The organism is Sphingopyxis sp. (assembly GCF_036261875.1).
Taxonomy (GTDB): domain Bacteria; phylum Pseudomonadota; class Alphaproteobacteria; order Sphingomonadales; family Sphingomonadaceae; genus Sphingopyxis.
The window spans coordinates 58,556-74,748 of sequence record NZ_DATAJZ010000024.1 but is presented as its reverse complement, the minus strand read 5'-3'; the positions used below and the strand labels follow the sequence as shown (position 1 = coordinate 74,748).

Annotated in this window: 12 protein-coding genes; 5 read left to right on the top strand and 7 right to left on the bottom strand. The window is 66.9% G+C overall.

The window, feature by feature from the left end; translation table 11 throughout:
• Nucleotides 1–50 precede the first annotated feature (50 nt).
• The gene (locus VHO04_RS11115; protein WP_329628347.1) at nucleotides 51–206 is read right to left on the bottom strand and encodes a hypothetical protein; all 156 of its coding nucleotides are present in this window, start codon (nucleotides 204–206) and stop codon (nucleotides 51–53) included.
• A gap of 354 nt (nucleotides 207–560) precedes the next feature.
• Between VHO04_RS11115 and katG the strand changes: the two genes are divergently transcribed.
• The gene (gene katG, locus VHO04_RS11110; RefSeq protein WP_329628346.1) at nucleotides 561–2,738 is read left to right on the top strand and encodes a catalase/peroxidase HPI; all 2,178 of its coding nucleotides are present in this window, start codon (nucleotides 561–563) and stop codon (nucleotides 2,736–2,738) included.
• A gap of 743 nt (nucleotides 2,739–3,481) precedes the next feature.
• On the top strand, nucleotides 3,482–4,063 hold the full coding sequence (locus VHO04_RS11105; protein ID WP_329628345.1) for a septation protein IspZ: 582 nt from the start codon (nucleotides 3,482–3,484) through the stop codon (nucleotides 4,061–4,063).
• A gap of 2 nt (nucleotides 4,064–4,065) precedes the next feature.
• Here VHO04_RS11105 and VHO04_RS11100 read toward each other — a convergent pair whose 3' ends face one another.
• The gene (locus tag VHO04_RS11100; protein ID WP_329628344.1) at nucleotides 4,066–5,316 is read right to left on the bottom strand and encodes an aspartate kinase; all 1,251 of its coding nucleotides are present in this window, start codon (nucleotides 5,314–5,316) and stop codon (nucleotides 4,066–4,068) included.
• A gap of 220 nt (nucleotides 5,317–5,536) precedes the next feature.
• Here VHO04_RS11100 and ubiG point away from each other — a divergent pair, with 220 nt between their 5' ends.
• Nucleotides 5,537–6,262 (top strand): bifunctional 2-polyprenyl-6-hydroxyphenol methylase/3-demethylubiquinol 3-O-methyltransferase UbiG, encoded by a 726-nt coding sequence (gene ubiG / locus VHO04_RS11095; RefSeq protein WP_329628343.1) that lies wholly within the window; start codon nucleotides 5,537–5,539, stop codon nucleotides 6,260–6,262.
• 89 nt (nucleotides 6,263–6,351) lie between these two features.
• Here ubiG and VHO04_RS11090 read toward each other — a convergent pair whose 3' ends face one another.
• Both VHO04_RS11090 and VHO04_RS11085 read right to left on the bottom strand, forming a co-directional pair.
• Complete coding sequence (locus VHO04_RS11090) at nucleotides 6,352–7,023, bottom strand: glutathione S-transferase family protein (protein WP_257549149.1); 672 nt, start codon at nucleotides 7,021–7,023, stop codon at nucleotides 6,352–6,354.
• A 65-nt stretch (nucleotides 7,024–7,088) separates the two neighbouring features.
• Complete coding sequence (locus VHO04_RS11085) at nucleotides 7,089–7,517, bottom strand: hypothetical protein (RefSeq protein ID WP_329628342.1); 429 nt, start codon at nucleotides 7,515–7,517, stop codon at nucleotides 7,089–7,091.
• A 226-nt stretch (nucleotides 7,518–7,743) separates the two neighbouring features.
• Here VHO04_RS11085 and VHO04_RS11080 point away from each other — a divergent pair, with 226 nt between their 5' ends.
• Together VHO04_RS11080 and VHO04_RS11075 are read left to right on the top strand one after the other, a co-directional pair.
• Complete coding sequence (locus VHO04_RS11080) at nucleotides 7,744–8,721, top strand: hypothetical protein (protein ID WP_329628341.1); 978 nt, start codon at nucleotides 7,744–7,746, stop codon at nucleotides 8,719–8,721.
• The gene (locus VHO04_RS11075) at nucleotides 8,718–9,926 is read left to right on the top strand and encodes a carboxylate--amine ligase (protein WP_329628340.1); all 1,209 of its coding nucleotides are present in this window, start codon (nucleotides 8,718–8,720) and stop codon (nucleotides 9,924–9,926) included. Before VHO04_RS11080 ends, VHO04_RS11075 begins: the two co-directional genes overlap by 4 nt.
• Here the strand turns inward: VHO04_RS11075 and VHO04_RS11070 are convergent.
• The 3 genes from VHO04_RS11070 to gltB form a co-directional block, all read right to left on the bottom strand.
• Nucleotides 9,895–10,485 carry a phosphotyrosine protein phosphatase gene (locus tag VHO04_RS11070; RefSeq protein WP_329628339.1) on the bottom strand — a complete coding sequence of 197 codons (591 nt, stop codon included), beginning with the start codon at nucleotides 10,483–10,485 and terminating at the stop codon, nucleotides 9,895–9,897. The two genes, VHO04_RS11075 and VHO04_RS11070, sit on opposite strands and share 32 nt — an antisense overlap.
• Entirely contained in the window at nucleotides 10,476–11,543 is a 1,068-nt protein-coding gene (locus tag VHO04_RS11065) for an acyltransferase (RefSeq protein WP_329628338.1), read from the bottom strand. The genes VHO04_RS11070 and VHO04_RS11065 overlap by 10 nt, the downstream gene beginning before the upstream one ends.
• 111 nt (nucleotides 11,544–11,654) lie before the next feature.
• Complete coding sequence (gltB, locus tag VHO04_RS11060; RefSeq protein WP_329628337.1) at nucleotides 11,655–16,184, bottom strand: glutamate synthase large subunit; 4,530 nt, start codon at nucleotides 16,182–16,184, stop codon at nucleotides 11,655–11,657.
• Nucleotides 16,185–16,193: the final 9 nt, after the last annotated feature.

Sequence of the window (16,193 nt, the reverse complement as noted above, 5' to 3'; positions counted from 1 at the left end):
GGAAAAGGGCCGCTCCCGCGAGGGGGCGGCCCTTTTTCATGCAGGCTGGATCAGCGCTGCTGCGGATTCCTGTTCCGATCCTGATCGGAACGCTGGCCGCCCTGCTGGCGATCCTGACCACCCTGCTGTTGCTGCTGGCGACGCTGTTCCTCGTCGCGGTCCGCCTGCGGGTTCTTCTGGTTCTGCTGGTTGGGGTTGTTAGCCACTTTCCATACTCCTGCTGCCACGCCATGCCATCATGTCGCGACCCTTCAGCAACCCGCGGCGGCGGCCGATGTTGCGGGACTTCGCCGGGCCGTGGCCGGAGCGGGACGGACCCCTCCCATAGAGGCAACTGGCCCGCCTCTGATCGGTTCGTTCGATGACTATGTCCGGCTTATTCGGTTAGGTCGATGGAGGGGTGCGGCGTAACCTGACCCGGCAAGAACGAAAGGACGATGCCATCGACTCGACGCCCGCACGCGCCGACCGTCCTCCAGCGACCCCCGGTCGCCGCTGCGTCACGCGCCCGTCATCGCACCGGACCATCATCATAGAATAACCAGAAGAGGAGAGACTGCATGAACGCCCCCCAAACAGGCTGCCCCTTTGGCGGCAAGGATCGTTTCCGTTCGCTGCTCGGCCGCACGAACAAGGATTGGTGGCCCGACGCGCTGCCGCTCGACATCCTGACCCAGAATGGCGCCTCGCCCGATCCGATGGGCGAGGATTTCGACTATGCCAAGGCCTTCCGGTCGCTCGACTATCAGGCGCTGAAGGCCGACATCACCGCGCTGATGACCGACAGCAAGCCGTGGTGGCCCGCCGACTATGGGCATTACGGCCCCTTCTTCATCCGCATGGCGTGGCACGCCGCGGGCACCTATCGCACCGCCGACGGCCGCGGCGGCGCCAACAGCGGGCAGCAGCGCTTCGCCCCGCTCAATAGCTGGCCCGACAACGGCAATCTTGACAAGGCGCGGCGCCTGCTGTGGCCGATCAAGCAGAAATATGGCGCGAAGATTTCGTGGGCCGATCTGTTCATCCTGACCGGCAATGTCGCGATCGAATCGATGGGCGGTCCGGTGTTCGGTTTCGGTGGCGGCCGCAAGGACGTCTATGAGGCCGAGCGCGATATCTATTGGGGCGCCGAGGAACAATGGGTCAACGAAGGCGTCCAGACGCGCATCGACCCCGACAAGGAACTCGACCTCGAAAACCCGCTCGCCGCGATCCAGATGGGCCTGATCTACGTCAATCCCGAGGGGCCAGGCGGCAATCCCGACCCGCTGCAATCGGCGCGCGACATCAAGATCACCTTCGAGCGCATGGCGATGAGCCATGAGGAGACGGTGGCGCTCACCGCCGGCGGCCACACCTTCGGCAAGGCGCATGGCGCGGGCGATGCGAGCTTGGTCGGCGCGGCGCCCGAGGCCGCCGACATCTCGCTGATGGGGCTCGGCTGGACGAGCAGCTTCGAGACCGGGGTGGGTGCGCACGCGATCACCAGCGGCATCGAGGGCGCGTGGGTGAACACGCCTACCGAATGGTCGGAGAATTATTTCCGCCTGCTGCTCGACTATGATTACGAACTGGTAAAGAGCCCCGCCGGTGCGCAGCAGTGGCAGCCGATCAACCAGAAAGAGGAAGACATGGCTCCCGACGCCCATAATCCGGGCAAAAAGGTGCCGACGATGATGACCACCGCCGACATGGCGCTGAAGATGGACCCCGAACTGCGCCGGATTTCGGAGAAGTTCCGCAGCGACCATGAAGCGTTCAAGGACGCCTTCGCGCGCGCCTGGTTCAAGCTCTGCCACCGCGACATGGGGCCGAAGGTCCGCTACCTCGGCCCCGAAGTGCCGGCCGAGGATCTGATCTGGCAGGACCCGGTGCCGGCGGGGAGCAAGCCGTCGGACGGCGACGTCGCGGCGTTCAAGAGTGCGATCCTCGCCTCGGGGCTGACCGTCGGCGAACTCGTCAAGGCGGCCTGGGCGTCGGCCTCGACCTTCCGCAAGACCGACTTTCGCGGCGGCGCCAACGGCGCGCGCGTCGCGCTGGCGCCGCAGAAGGACTGGGCGGTCAACGACCCGGCCGAGCTTGCGAAAGTGCTCGGCAAGATCGATGAACTGCGCGGCAATCTGTCGCTCGCCGACGCGATCGTCCTCGCGGGCAGCGCGGCGGTCGAGAAGGCGGCGAAGGATGCGGGCTTCGACGTCACGGTGCCCTTCACCGGCGGCCGCGGCGACGCGACGCAGGAGTGGACCGACGTCGAGAGCTTCGAGGTGATGGAGCCCCGGGCCGATGCCTTCCGCAACTATCTCGCCGCCAAGCACAGCGTGAAGACCGAGGAACTGATGCTCGACCGTGCGTCGCTGCTCGGCCTGTCGGTGCCCGAACTGACGGTGCTGGTCGGGGGGCTCCGCGTTCTCGGCGCGAACCAGGGCGGCAGCAAGCACGGCGTGTTCACGAACCGCGTCGGGCAGCTCACCACCGACTTCTTCGTCAATCTGCTCGACATGGACACGATCTGGGAAGTCGTCGATGCGAGCGGCGACGAGGAGTTCATCGGCTACGATCGCGGCGGGCGCACCGAGCGCTGGCGCGCGACGCGCACCGACCTGATCTTCGGCTCCAACTCGCAGCTTCGCGCCACCGCCGAAGTCTATGCCGAGAAGGGGCATGAGGAGAAGTTCGTGCGCGACTTCGTCAAGGCCTGGGTGAAGGTGATGAACGCCGACCGGTTCGACCTCGGCTGATCTGCGGACGCCCCGGTCCCGCATCATGCCGCGGGACCGGGGCGGTCGCCAGGACGACGGGTCTGCGCGGGATCGCGTGGGGCTCGCTCGGGAATTCCAAAGTTCAGGAAAGTTCAGCCTTATGCGCGCCCTGATTTGGGCCTCTCGGTGCGCTGAGCGCACCCGGCACACCTCACCGTAGCGCGCCCCGCAAGCTGATCGCGACCGCTCTATCCACCAAGTGAAAGAGCGGGATAAACGCTGGCACAGCCGGATAATGTAGGAAAGGCTTATTTGAAGCCGATGCCTGCTTTGGGGTGGGAAGCTGACATTTCCAGCCACTTTCGTCATCCCGGCGAAAGCCGGGATCTCGCCGGTGCGTCATTACGATAGGGTGAGATCCCGGCCTTCGCCGGGATGACGGAGTTCGGTCGGATTGCTGATGATCCTCCCCGTCGCGCAGCGATGGGGAGGTGGCAGCGCGAAGCGCTGACGGAGGGGCTCTTGGCGCAACCGTCGCGGCCCCTCCACCACCGCTTCGCGGCGGTCCCCCTCCCCACGGCTGCGCCGCAGGGAGGATCAAGGGCCGCTACCGGTCGTTAGCGGGCATCCGCGCTTCGCGGAATGATCAAGAGGGAAACGCAGCCACCCGCTACCTCTCTCGGTCAGCCGCGATGTTGACACCGTAAATTTAGGCTTGACCCATGCCGTCCGCGCGGGCAATGTTTACGACGGTAACATTGAGTCGCGGAAGGTGAGATACCATGCGCAACCTGCTCTACGCCGTCGGGCCGATGATCTTCGATTCGCTGGGCGTCATCGTCTTTGCCGTCCTGCTCGGCGTCGGGGCGGGGATCGTTCCCGCGACGATCGCGGGGATGGTGGTCGCGGTGGCGGTGGTCGGCCACGAGCTCGTGCGCGGGCGACCGGTGGCGGCGCTTCAGTGGATCAGCCTGGCGATGGTGATCTTTTCGGCCGCCGCGACGATGCTGACCGGCGACCCGCGCTTCGTGATGGCGAAGCCCTCGGTCGTCTATCTGATCGTCGGCGCCGCGATGCTGCGTCGCGGCTGGCTCAACCGTTATATTCCGCCCGAGCAGGTCGAACTGGTCGGCGATGTCATGGACCGCTTCGGCTATGTGTGGGCGGCGATGATGTTTTTCACCGCCGCCGCCAATCTGGTGATCGCGATCGGCTTCACTGCCTGGTGGCCGCTGTTCGTCGGCGTGTTTCCGCTCGCGTCGAAAGCCGCGCTGTTCGCGGTGCATTTCAGCGTCGTGCAATGGATCGGGCAGGCCCGGCTGCGCCGCCGCGCGGGCGGGTTGCAGCCGGCCGCCGCCGAATAGGGTCAGTCGGCGGCGTCGAGCCCATAGGCGGTGTGCAGCACGCGCACCGCGAGTTCGGTTTCATCCTCGTCGATCAGCACGCTGACCTTGATCTCGCTGGTCGAGATCGCCTGGATATTGATGCCGCGGTCGGCCAGCGCGCGGAACATCGTGCTGGCGACGCCCGCGTGGCTCTTCATGCCGACGCCGACGACGCTGACCTTGGCGACCTTGTCGTCGGACAGGATGCGGTTGAAGCCGATCTTGTCCTTCGCGCTTTCAAGCAGGTCGATCGAGCGGATGAGGTCGGTCGCGGGAACGGTGAAGGTCACGTCGGTCTCGCCCTTGTCGCGGCCGACGTTCTGGATGATCATGTCGACGTTGATCCCGGCCGCGGCGAGCGGGCCGAAGATGTTGGCGACGCCGCCCGGCTTGTCGGGGACGCGGGTGACGATGATCTTCGCTTCATTCTTGTCGTGGGCGATGCCGGTGATCAGCTGCCGTTCCATTTGAAGTTCCTCTATTTCCTCGTCGCTGACGATCATCGTGCCCTGCTTCGGCGCCTCGTCGCCCTCGACGAAGCTGGAGAGCACCTGGACGCGCACGCCCTCCTTCATCGCGAGGCCGACCGAGCGGGTCTGGAGCACCTTGGCGCCGACGCTCGCCAGTTCGAGCATTTCCTCATAGGTGACATAGTCGAGCTTCTGCGCGCGGGCGACGATGCGCGGGTCGGTCGTGTAGACGCCGTCGACGTCGGTGTAGATGTCGCAGCGGTCGGCCTTTACCGCCGCGGCGACCGCGACGGCGCTGGTGTCCGATCCGCCGCGGCCGAGCGTCGCGACGCGACCGTCGTCCATCATGCCCTGGAAGCCGGGGATCACCGCGACCTCGCCCTTGCCCATCGCGGCGAGCAGCGCGCCGGTGTCGATCCCCGCGATGCGCGCGCGTGCGTGCGCTTCCTCGGTGCGGATCGGGAGCTGCCAGCCGAGCCAGCTTCGCGCCGGAACGCCCATCGCCTGGAGCGTCAGCGCGAGCAGGCCCGAGGTGATCTGCTCGCCCGCCGCGACGACGACGTCATATTCGGCGGGGTCGTAGCGCGGGTTCGCCTCGCGGCAGAAACCCACGAGCCGATCGGTCTCGCCCGCCATCGCCGAGACGACGACCGCGACTTCGTTGCCCTGTGCCACTTCGCGCGCGACGAGTTTCGCCACGGTGCGAATCCGCTCGGTGCCCGCCATCGACGTGCCCCCGAATTTCATCACGATCCGCGCCATCTCGCCCCGCCTTCTCGAAAACTGGTTTCCGCCGCAACCACTTGGATTTCTGCGGCGTCCGGCTGTTAGGGAAGGGGGAGGGCGATGGCAAGGCTGACCCATTATCCTGTCGGGATATTTTTTCTTGTCCGGCGACAATAGAACGGCAGTTTTTCGTCAACTTATATGCCTGAGGGGCAAATTTCTTGCGCCGGATAGGGTGAGGTGCCAATCCCACCGCATGAGTGCCGCGACGATCAATCCGAATGAAGCCGCCCATTTCGGCGCGCTCGCCGCCGACTGGTGGGACCCGCACGGCTCGTCGGCGATGCTGCACCGGTTGAACCCGGTGCGCCTCGCCTATATCCGCGAGCAGGTCGACCTCCATTGGCAGGTCGATGCGCGCGAACGCCATCCGCTCGCCGGGCGGAGCGCGCTCGACGTGGGCTGCGGCGCCGGGCTGCTCGCCGAGCCGCTGGCGCGGATGGGCGCGGTAGTGACCGGCGTCGATGCGGCGCCCGAGAATATCGCCGCGGCGGAGGGTCATGCGGCGGGGCAGGGGCTTGCGATCACCTATCATGCGGGCGAATTGGCGGCGCTGCCCGCGTCGACCTTCGACCTCGTCACCTCGATGGAGGTCGTCGAGCATGTGACCGATCCCGCCGCCTTCGTCGCCGAACTCGCGGCGCGGCTCGCGCCGGGCGGGCTGATGATCCTGTCGACCCCGAACCGCACCCTATGGTCGAAGCTGCTGCTCGTCGAGGCGGCCGAGCGCGTCGGTGCGGTGCCGCGCGGGACGCACGACTGGGATCAGTTCCTGAAGCCCGAGGAATTGGCGGGATTGCTGGAAGGCGCCGGGCTGGAGGTGATCGACCGCACCGGCCTGTCGCCGTCGCCCGCGCGCGGTTTCAAGCTGGGGGGCAGCGAGGCGCTCAACTATCTGATCGCGGCCCGTCACAAGGGCTGAGCCCATCAACCTCGTCATTGCGAGCACAGCGAAGCAATCTCCAGCTATCGGACTGGAGATTGCTTCGCTGCGCTCGCAATGACGATGGCTTAGAAGTCCACATCCTCATAATATTTCGGCGGGGTGATGATCTCCATCCGCTCGGCGAGAAGGGGGCGGAAGCTGGGGCGCGACTTGAGGCCCGAATACCAGCCCTTGGTCTGCTCGTGCCCGGTCCAGTCGATGCCGCCGAGATAGTCGGCGACCGAGATATGCGCGGCAGCCGCCAGATCGGCGAGGCTCATCGTCGCGCCGGCGAGCCAGGTGCGGTGGTCGATCAGATAGTCGATATAGTCGAGATGCTGGTTCGCGGCCTTCATCGCCTCGCGCAGCGCGCCGCCGTCGGGCGGCTGGCGGTGGACGATGCGTTTCTGCATCCGCTCGAACAGCAAAGGCCCGGTGACTTCATAATAGAAATCCTGATCGAACCAGGCGACGAGGCGGCGGATCTCGGCGCGGCTGGCGGCGGTGCCGTTGATCATCGCCTTGCCCTCGACCGTCTCCTCGAAATATTCCGCGATCGCATTGCTGTCGATCAGCACCTGCCCGCGGTCCTGGTCGACCATCACCGGGGTGCGCCCCGCCGGGTTCAGGTCGACGAATTCGTCGCGGCGCTCCCACGGCGATTCGCGCACCAATTCATAGCCGACGCCCTTCTCGCCCAGCAAAAGCCGGATCTTGCGCGAAAAGGGACAGAGCGGGAATTGATAGAGTTGCCACATGGGTCCGGCATAGCGGCAGGGGGGCGCCGGGCGCAACGGCTATACGAATGACGGAAGGGAGAAACTCAGCGCCGCGAAGCGGCGCGTTCGCGCTCCCATTGTGCCGCAAGATCGCGGGCCATGTCCTTGAGGACAGGCGCATAAGCCGCGAGCGCCGAAGCGGCATGGCCGGCCATGCGGGTGCCGGCGCGGACGTCGTCGCCCATGCGCTCGGCATAATGGGGATCGCGTCCGGCGATGTCGCCGACCGTGGCGTCGGGCGGGATATAGGCGGCGTCGGATTCGGGATCGACCCGCGCGACGGCTTCGGCGAGCGGGCCGACCTTCATCTGCATCAGAGCGCCGACCAGCGCGGTGACGGTATCGGCCATGTGGTCCTGCATCGCGGGATCGTTGAGGGTCGCGACGGCGCGTCCGGCCGCGGGGTCGGCAGCGGCGGCGGGCAGCGGCGCGAGAAGCGCCAGCAGGGGAAGGGCAGCGATGGTCAGGCGCACGGCTTCATCCTTTCGGGATGGGGAAAGCGAAGGGTGCCTATTAGAGGGAAGACGCTTTCGCTGCGCTGAACGCTTGGGGGCGCTGCGACGACAGGAGGCGGAGGTGCGACAAATGTCTGACTTGCCACGGAATCACCGCCCTTGACCGCCGCCCGCGTTACCGATTTATGAGCTATTCGCTGCTATGACGGGGCAGCTTTCGCATCTGCGACCGGAATGAGATGATATGAGCGTTGCCGCGCTGGTCACGATAGACACCGAATTGTCCGCCGGGCGGCAGGCGAACGGCCTGCCGGTCGAGGAGAATCTGCGGCAATCGGTGCTGGGCGAGACGGCGGCGGGCGCGTTCGGCGTCGGCTGGCAGATGGACATATTCGACCGCCACGGGGTGCGCGGGGTCTTCTTCGTCGATCCGATGCCCGGCCTCGTCCACGGCCCGGAGATCGTCGCGCGGATGATCGAGCCGATCCTGGCGCGCGGGCACGAGGTGCAGCTTCACATCCATACCGAATGGCTGGAATGGGCGAAGGATTCGCCGGTCGAGGGACGGCGCGGACGCAATATCGGCGATTTCCCGCTGCCCGATCAGATCGCGCTGCTCGGCTGGGCGCGCGACGCGCTGGTGCGGGCGGGGGCACCGGCGCCGATCGCCTTTCGCGCCGGGAATTTCGGCGCCGACGACCGCACGCTCGCTGCGCTCGAGGCGCTGGGGCTGCGTTGGGACAGCAGCTTCAACCCCGATTATGCCGGGCGCGGATGCGCGATCAGCCTGCCGGTGGCGGCGTCCGATCCGGTGGCGGTCGGATCGCTGATCGAAATACCCGTTTCGGGAATCGAGGATCGCCCGGGCCATTTCCGCCCCGCGCAGGTCTGCGCGTTGTCGTCGCGCGAGATGAGCGCCGCGCTCGACCATGCCTGCGAGTCCGGTGCGCCGCTGTTCATGATCGTCACGCACAGTTTCGAGATGCTTTCGCGCGACCGGCAGCGGCCCAACCGCATGGTGATGCGCCGTCTCGAATCGCTCTGCCGCCATATCGCGCTCGAACCGCGGATCGAATCGCGCGGCTTCGCGACGCTTGCGGCGCCGCAGGCCGGCCGCGCGTCTGCGCCGCGACTGGGGCCGAGCATGATGCGGACCGGACTCCGCATGGCCGAGCAGATGGTCGGCACATGGCGCTACGAGCGCCGGCTCCGCCCCGCATGACCCGCGATCGGGGACTGCCCCCGGCCATCGTCCTCGGCGTCGACGGCAGCATCGGGCTGACGGTGGTGCGCGAACTGGGCGCGCACGGCGTGCCGGTGATCGCGGCCGGGCGCTCGCGCTGGTCGATCGGGGGGCATTCGCGTTACGCGCGCCAGCATGTGCTGCGGCCCCAGGGCGCTGCGCTGGCCGACTGGCTGCCCGGGGTCGTTGCGGCGAGCGGGGCGGGGGCGGTGATCCCGATCAGCGAAGCCGACCTGCTCGAACTCGCCGATATGCCGCCCGCGATCGGCGATTGCCGGATCGCGAGCCCTCGGCACGAGCAACTCGACCTCGTGCTCGACAAGCTCAATACGCTGGCGCGGGCGCGCGAGACGGGAATCGAGGTTCCCGACACCTGGCAACCGCTGGCCGGTCAGGATTTCGCGGCGAAGGCGGCGGATATCGCCTATCCGGTGGTCCTGAAATGGAGCGATCCGCCCGCGATGTGGGCGCGGCTGGAGGCAGCCGGCGTCGCCTTCGAGAAGGCCGAGCGCGCCGATGGCGCCGAAGCGCTGGTCGCGATCCTGCGGCGCTACGATCCGCTCGGCGTCTACCCGCTCGTCCAGAGCTGGTGTCAGGGCTATGGCTTCGGCCAGATGCTGATGATGGAGGGCGGCCGGGCGACGCTGCGCTTTCAGCATGAGCGGCTGCGTGAATATCCCGCAAGCGGGGGCATATCGACGCTGTGCCGGTCGGTGCCGCTGTCCGATCATCGCGCGCAGATGGAAAAATCGGAGGCCTTGCTGCGCGCGATCGGGTGGGAAGGGCCCGCGATGGTCGAATATCGCCACGATGCGGCGAGCGGCCGCTATTGGCTGATGGAGGTCAACGGGCGATTGTGGGGCAGCCTGCCGCTTGCGAGCCAGAGCGGGGCGCATTTCGCCTTTGCGCTCTATCGCCGCCTCGTGGACGGTGTCGCGGGCCAATTGGCGCTGGGGTATCGCGACCATCGCGCCCGCTATGTGCTGCCCGACACCAAGCGACTGTTCGGTCAACTGCGGGCCAAGGAGCTGTCGGCGGGCGAAAAACTGCGCGAAATGACCACCTATGCGGCCGATTTCTTCCGGTTCGACACCGGCTATTATGTGGCGAAATTCTCCGATCCGATGCCGACGCTCGCCGATCTGGCCGGGATCATCGCGCGGCTTTTGGGAAGCGGGAGCTGAGTTCGGGGATCGCGCTGGCGATCCGCTGAAGGCAGGCGCGTGTATAAGGATCGTTCAGCCGATAGGGGTCATGCAGGTGCGGCAGGACCGGGCGCGTGTAGAGGCCGAGCAGCGTGCGCGGCAGGTGCGCGAGCCGCGCGTCGGCGGCGATCCGGCGAAGCTGGCGCGCCTCCATCGCGAGCAGCAGGTCGCCCGGCTGCGGCTGATAGGCCTCGCGCTCCGTGGCGCGGTGCCGGCCAAGGTCGATGCCCATCTCTCCTGCGATAGCGACGACCGGCGGGTGCGCCGGGGCGCCGTGTGCGGCGGAAAGACCGAAGGATGCGGTGGCGAGGCCGACTTCGGCCGCCGCGACGTCCGCGAAGGCGCTGCGGCAGATATTGCCGTGGCAGACGAAAACGAGCCGCCGCACCTCCGCCGCATCGGGCGCGCGGACCGAAGCCAGCCGCAGCGCCGTCTCGCCATAGGAGAGCATCAGCCGCACGAGGCCGCGCGCGGTGCCGAAGCGGGCGTCGATCCAGCCCGGGGTGTCGGGCGGGGACGGGGGGGGCGTTATCGCCATAGCCGTTCCAGCCCGGCGCGTAGCCGGTGGCGTTGTCCTTCGGTTACTTCGGCCACGGCCAGAATCACGATCGTCGCTCCCATCACGATAAAGGGCGTGCGCCATATCGGGGGCAGCAAGGCGCCGGACAAGGCGATCATCAGCAACATCGTCGGTTGATGCAACAGATAGAGGGTGAAGGACCGTCCCGCCAGCCAGCGGATCGGTTTCGCCGCCCCGTTCAGCACGGCCGCGAGTTCGGGGCCCAGATGCTTGGCCGCGATCAGGTTCACCGCGATGCTGAGGCCGAGCAGGCTGTCGCTGATGACGTAGCGCGACCAGGCAAGGCCATTGCGCCAGAGGTCGTGGCCAAGCCAGCCTTCCAGCCAGCCGCCCGTCAATCCCATGAGCCCGAACTGCGAATAGAGCAGCAGGCACAGGACCGGCTGGCAGAACGCCGCCCAGACCAGCCAGCGCGGCCAGCGCGCCGACCAGCGCTCGCTATAGGCCGCCCATCCCATCAACCAGATCGGGAACAGCAACATTATCTTCGGCCCAGCGATCAGCGCCGGCACGAGGATCAGCCAGCGCCAGCCCCCCTTCAGATAGAAGAGCGTGGCGAACAGCGCGTAATAGAAGACCTCATAGGCGATCGACCAATAGGGCGTGTTCGACAGCATCTGGACCGACACCCAGGATTCGTTGAGCATCGCCGCGCCGATCGCCACACGCAGCGCCGCGGGGCCGTCGGTGACGAGCCCCTCATAGGGGGCAAGATCGATCCGGTGACCGATCGAATCGAACAGCCAGGTCAGCAGCAGCGCCGGGATCGCCACCGACCAGACGCGCGAGATGCGGCTGATCGCGAACAGCCGCAGCGTCGGGTCGTTCTTGCCCGCGGCGTGGCGGATCACGAAACCCGACAGGACGAAGAAGATGACCACCGCCTCGTGCCCGAACGCGTTCCACCAGCCTTCGGGCACGCCGCTGCCCGGCAGGCGGCCCAGATGGAAGGCGGCGACCTCCAGCGCGGCGATCAGACGCAGAGCGTCCAGATAAAGCGATTGTCCCCGTTCCACCCCAACCCCTTCTTTCCGGTCCTTTTTTCGCGCATAGGAGCGATGCGTCGCCAACATGTTAATGACGGCGCCCGCTTCGCTGGCAAGGGGATTGATGCGTAGGGGTGCGGCCTATTCCGCGGCGACGACCTCCATCGCCTCATCGGTCAGCGGATGCGCGATCCGGCTCAGCATTTCCTTCGGGCAGACCTGCCAGAATTGATCGCGCCAGCGGTCCCAATCGGCGAGGATTTCGGCCGACCATTTGCTGCCGGTGGCGTGCGCATGATCGGCGACCATATCCTTGAGCAACGTTTCCCAGTGGCTGCTGGCGAGGCGCTGCCAGACGATCGATTCGCCGTTGGCGCGGCGTTCGAAGCTGGCGTCGGTGTCGAGGATGAAGGCCATGCCGCCTGTCATGCCGGCGCCGAAATTCGACCCCACGGGGCCGAGGATCACCGCGGTGCCGCCGGTCATATATTCGCAGCCGTTGGCGCCGCAGCCCTCGACCACGACCTTCGCGCCCGAGTTGCGGACCGCGAAGCGTTCGCCGGCCTGGCCCGCCGCGAGCAGGGTGCCCGCGGTCGCGCCATAGAGGACGGTGTTGCCGACGATGCTGTTGTGCTGGCTGACCAGCGGACTCGATACGGTCGGGCGCACGATGATGCGGCCGCCCGACAGGCCCTTGCCGACATAGTCGTTGGCGTCGCCGAACACTTCCAAGGTGATGCCGCTGCACAGGAAGGCGCCGAGCGACTGGCCCGCGGTGCCGCGCAGGCGGACCTGGACATGGTCGTCGGCGAGCCCGTTCATCCCGAAGCGCGCGGTGACCTCGGCCGACAGGCGGGTGCCGACGGCGCGGTGGGTGTTGCGGACGTTGTAGGTAAGCTGCATCCGCTCGCCGCGCTCGAACAGCGGCTTCGCATCGTTCAATATCTGCGCGTCGAGGCTGTCGGGCACCGAGTTGCGGAAATTCGGACCCTGCGAGCGACGCTCCTCGTCGGGGGCGTCGACCTTGGCGAGGATCGGGTTGAGGTCGAGATCGTCGAGATGCTCGGCGCCGCGGCTGACCTGGCGCAGCAGTTCGGTGCGGCCGATCACCTCGTCGAGGCTGCGGCAGCCGAGCTTGGCGAGGATTTCGCGCACCTCCTCAGCGATGAAGGTCATCAGGTTGATGACCTTCTCGGGGCTGCCGGCGAACTTTGCACGCAGCTTTTCGTCCTGGGTGCAGATGCCGACCGGGCAGGTGTTGCTGTGGCACTGGCGCACCATGATACAGCCCATGGCGACGAGGCTGAGCGTGCCGATGCCATATTCCTCGGCGCCCAAAATGGCGGCGATGACGATATCGCGCCCGGTCTTGAGCCCGCCGTCGGTGCGGAGGCGGATGCGGTGGCGGAGGCCATTGAGGGTGAGCACCTGATTGACCTCGGACAGGCCCATTTCCCACGGGGTGCCGGCATATTTGATGCTGGTCTGGGGCGAGGCGCCGGTGCCGCCGGTGTTGCCGGAGACGAGGATCACGTCGGCGTGCGCCTTGGCGACACCCGCAGCGACGGTGCCGATGCCCGCCGAGCTGACGAGCTTGACGCAAACGCGCGCCTTCGGGTTGATCTGCTTGAGGTCGTAGATAAGCTGCGCCAGATCCTCGATCGAATAGATGTCGTGATGCGGCGGGGGCGAGATCAGCATCACGCCCGGGGTCGAGTGACGCAGGCGCGCGATGAACTCGGTGACTTTAAAGCCGGGCAATTGGCCGCCCTCGCCGGGCTTGGCGCCCTGCGCGACCTTGATCTCGATCTCGTCGCAGGCGCCGAGATATTCGGCGGTGACGCCGAAGCGGCCGCTCGCGATCTGCTTGATATTGCTGTTGGCATTGTCGCCATTGGCATAGGGCTGGTAGCGCTCGCTCGCTTCGCCGCCTTCGCCCGACACCGCCTTGGCGCCGATGCGGTTCATCGCGATCGCCAGCGTCTCGTGCGCTTCGGGCGACAGCGCGCCCAGCGACATGCCGGGGGTGACGAAGCGCTTGCGGATTTCGGTGATCGCCTCGACGCTGTCGAGCGCAACGCCCTGCGCCGGATAGTTGAATTCCATCAGGTCGCGCAGATAGACCGGCGGCAGGTCGGCGATACCGCGCGCGAACTGGAGGTAGGTCGAGTAGCTGTCGGTCGCGACCGCGGTCTGGAGAAGGTGCATGAGCTGCGCCGAATAGGCGTGCGCCTCGCCGCCCGCGCGGTGGCGATAGAAGCCGCCGACGGGCAGGGTGGTGACGCGGGCGTCGAACGCGGCCTCATGCTTCTCGGTCGCGTTGATGAACAGCGACTGATAGCCCTCGCCCGAAATCTTCGCGGGCATGCCGGGAAAGAGGTCGTTGACGAGCGCGCGGCTGAGGCCGACCGCCTCGAAATTATAGCCGCCGCGATAGGAGGAGACCACCGCGATCCCCATCTTCGCCATGATCTTGAGCAGGCCGTCGTCGATCGCCTTGCGATAGCGCAGGTGGCAGTCGCCCAGCGACAGGTCGCCGCCGAACAGGCCGCGCGCGTGGCGGTCGGCGATCGCGGCTTCGGCGAGATAGGCGTGGACGGTCGTCGCGCCGACGCCGATGAGCACCGCGAAGGCGTGGGTGTCGAGCACTTCGGCCGAGCGGACGTTGATCGAGGCGTAGCTGCGCAGGCCCTTGCGGACGAGATGGGTGTGGACCGCGGCGGCGGCGAGCACCATCGCGACGCCGACGCGGTCTTCGCCGATCTTCTGATCGGACAGGAATAATTCGCTACGCCCGGCGCGCACCGCATCCTCGGCCTCGCGGCGGATGCGCGCGATCGCCTCGCGGAGCGCCGCGGCGTCGCTGCCCGCGGCGAAGGTGCAGTCGATGTCGGCGACGGCATCGCCGAAATAGGCGCGCAGCCGATCCCAGTCGTCGCCGACGAGCACAGGCGAGTCGATCACGAGGACGTGCGCGCTCTGCCCCTTTTCGTCGAGGATGTTGCCGAGGTTGGAGAAGCGCGTGTTGAGGCTCATCACATGCCGTTCGCGCAGACTGTCGATCGGCGGGTTGGTGACCTGGCTGAAATTCTGGCGAAAGAATTGCGCGACGTGGCGCGGCTTGTCGGAAATGACCGCGAGCGGCGTGTCGTCGCCCATCGATCCGATCGCTTCCTTTGCATCCTCGACCATCGGGGAGAGGATGAGTTCCATATCCTCCATGGTCAGGCCCGCCGCGACCTGGCGGCGCAGCAGTTCGGCGCGGTCCCAGGCCCCAAGCGTCGCCTTGCCGCCCTTCGGTAGGTCGGCCATCGTGCGGAAGCCCTTGACGCGCGCGGCATAGTCGGCGTCGCCGGCGATCTTGTCCTTGATCGCGCGGTCTTCGTAGAGTGTGCCCTCGTCGAGGTCGACCGCGATCATCTGGCCGGGGCCGAGGCGACCCTTCTTGCGGATGCTCGCCTCGGGCAGCAGCACCATGCCGCTTTCGGAGCCGACGACGAGCAGATTGTCGGCGGTCAGCGTGTAGCGCAGCGGGCGGAGCGCGTTGCGATCCATCCCCGCGACCGCCCAACGGCCGTCGGTCATCGCGAGCGCGGCGGGGCCGTCCCATGCCTCCATCACGCTGGCGAGATAGCTATACATCGCCTTATGCGCGTCGGGGATGTCGTCGTCGTGGCCCCACGCTTCGGGGACGAGGATCAGCTTGGCGGTCGGCGCGTCGCGGCCGGCGCGGCACAAGGTCTCGAACGCCGCGTCGAGCGCGGCCGTGTCCGACGCGCCCGCCGGGATCACCGGCTTGATGTCCTCCGAATGCTCGCCGAAGGCGAGGCTCGCCATCTTGATCTCGTGGCTCTTCATCCAGTTCTTGTTGCCGCGGATCGTATTGATCTCGCCATTGTGGGCGAGGCAGCGGAAGGGCTGGGCGAGCCACCATTGCGGGAAGGTGTTGGTCGAATAGCGCTGGTGGAAGATCGCGACCCGGCTCTCGAACAGCTTGTTCGTGAGGTCGGGATAGAAATCGGCGAGGCTCTCGGCGAGGAACAGCCCCTTGTAGATGATCGAGCGCGCCGACAGGCTGCAGACATAGAAATCGTGGATCTGCGCCGCGATCACCTTTTTCTCGATCCGGCGGCGGACGAGATAGAGCTGCTTTTCGAATTCGGCGACCGACTGCTCGTCGGGCAGCGGCCCGGCGATCATGATCTGCTCGATCTCGGGCCGCGTCTGCTGCGCCTTGTCGCCGATCACCGAAACGTCGACGGGCACCTGACGCCAGCCATAGATGGTGAAGCCCGCCTCGATGATCTCGGCCTCGACGATCGTGCGGCATTCCTCCTGCGCGCCGAGGTCGGTGCGCGGCAGGAAAACCATGCCGACGGCGAGGCGGTTCGGGCGCACCTTGTGTCCCGACGCCGCGATCGCATCGTCGAAGAAGCGGACCGGCAGGTCGACATGGATGCCCGCTCCGTCGCCGGTCTTGCCGTCGGCGTCGACCGCGCCGCGGTGCCAGACGGCACGCAGCGCCTCGATCGCCGCCTCGACGACGCGGCGCGACGGCTTGCCGTCGGTCGCCGCGACCAGCCCGACGCCGCAGGCATCGGATTCGAGGTCGGGGCGATACATGCCGCTTTCGGCGAGCCGCGCGTGATCGGGGGTGGGATAATGGGTCATGTCGGTTTC

Bases quoted from the DNA above. Each gene is read 5' to 3' on its own strand.
- VHO04_RS11075 (WP_329628340.1), top strand. From the start codon at position 8,718: ATGACCCGCGATCGGGGACTGCCCCCGGCCATCGTCCTCGGCGTCGAC.
- katG (WP_329628346.1), top strand. From the start codon at position 561: ATGAACGCCCCCCAAACAGGCTGCCCCTTTGGCGGCAAGGATCGTTTC.
- VHO04_RS11105 (WP_329628345.1), top strand. From the start codon at position 3,482: ATGCGCAACCTGCTCTACGCCGTCGGGCCGATGATCTTCGATTCGCTG.
- VHO04_RS11070 (WP_329628339.1), bottom strand. From the start codon at position 10,485: ATGGCGATAACGCCCCCCCCGTCCCCGCCCGACACCCCGGGCTGGATC.
- ubiG (WP_329628343.1), top strand. From the start codon at position 5,537: ATGAGTGCCGCGACGATCAATCCGAATGAAGCCGCCCATTTCGGCGCG.
- gltB (WP_329628337.1), bottom strand. From the start codon at position 16,184: ATGACCCATTATCCCACCCCCGATCACGCGCGGCTCGCCGAAAGCGGC.
- VHO04_RS11090 (WP_257549149.1), bottom strand. From the start codon at position 7,023: ATGTGGCAACTCTATCAATTCCCGCTCTGTCCCTTTTCGCGCAAGATC.
- VHO04_RS11100 (WP_329628344.1), bottom strand. From the start codon at position 5,316: ATGGCGCGGATCGTGATGAAATTCGGGGGCACGTCGATGGCGGGCACC.
- VHO04_RS11080 (WP_329628341.1), top strand. From the start codon at position 7,744: ATGAGCGTTGCCGCGCTGGTCACGATAGACACCGAATTGTCCGCCGGG.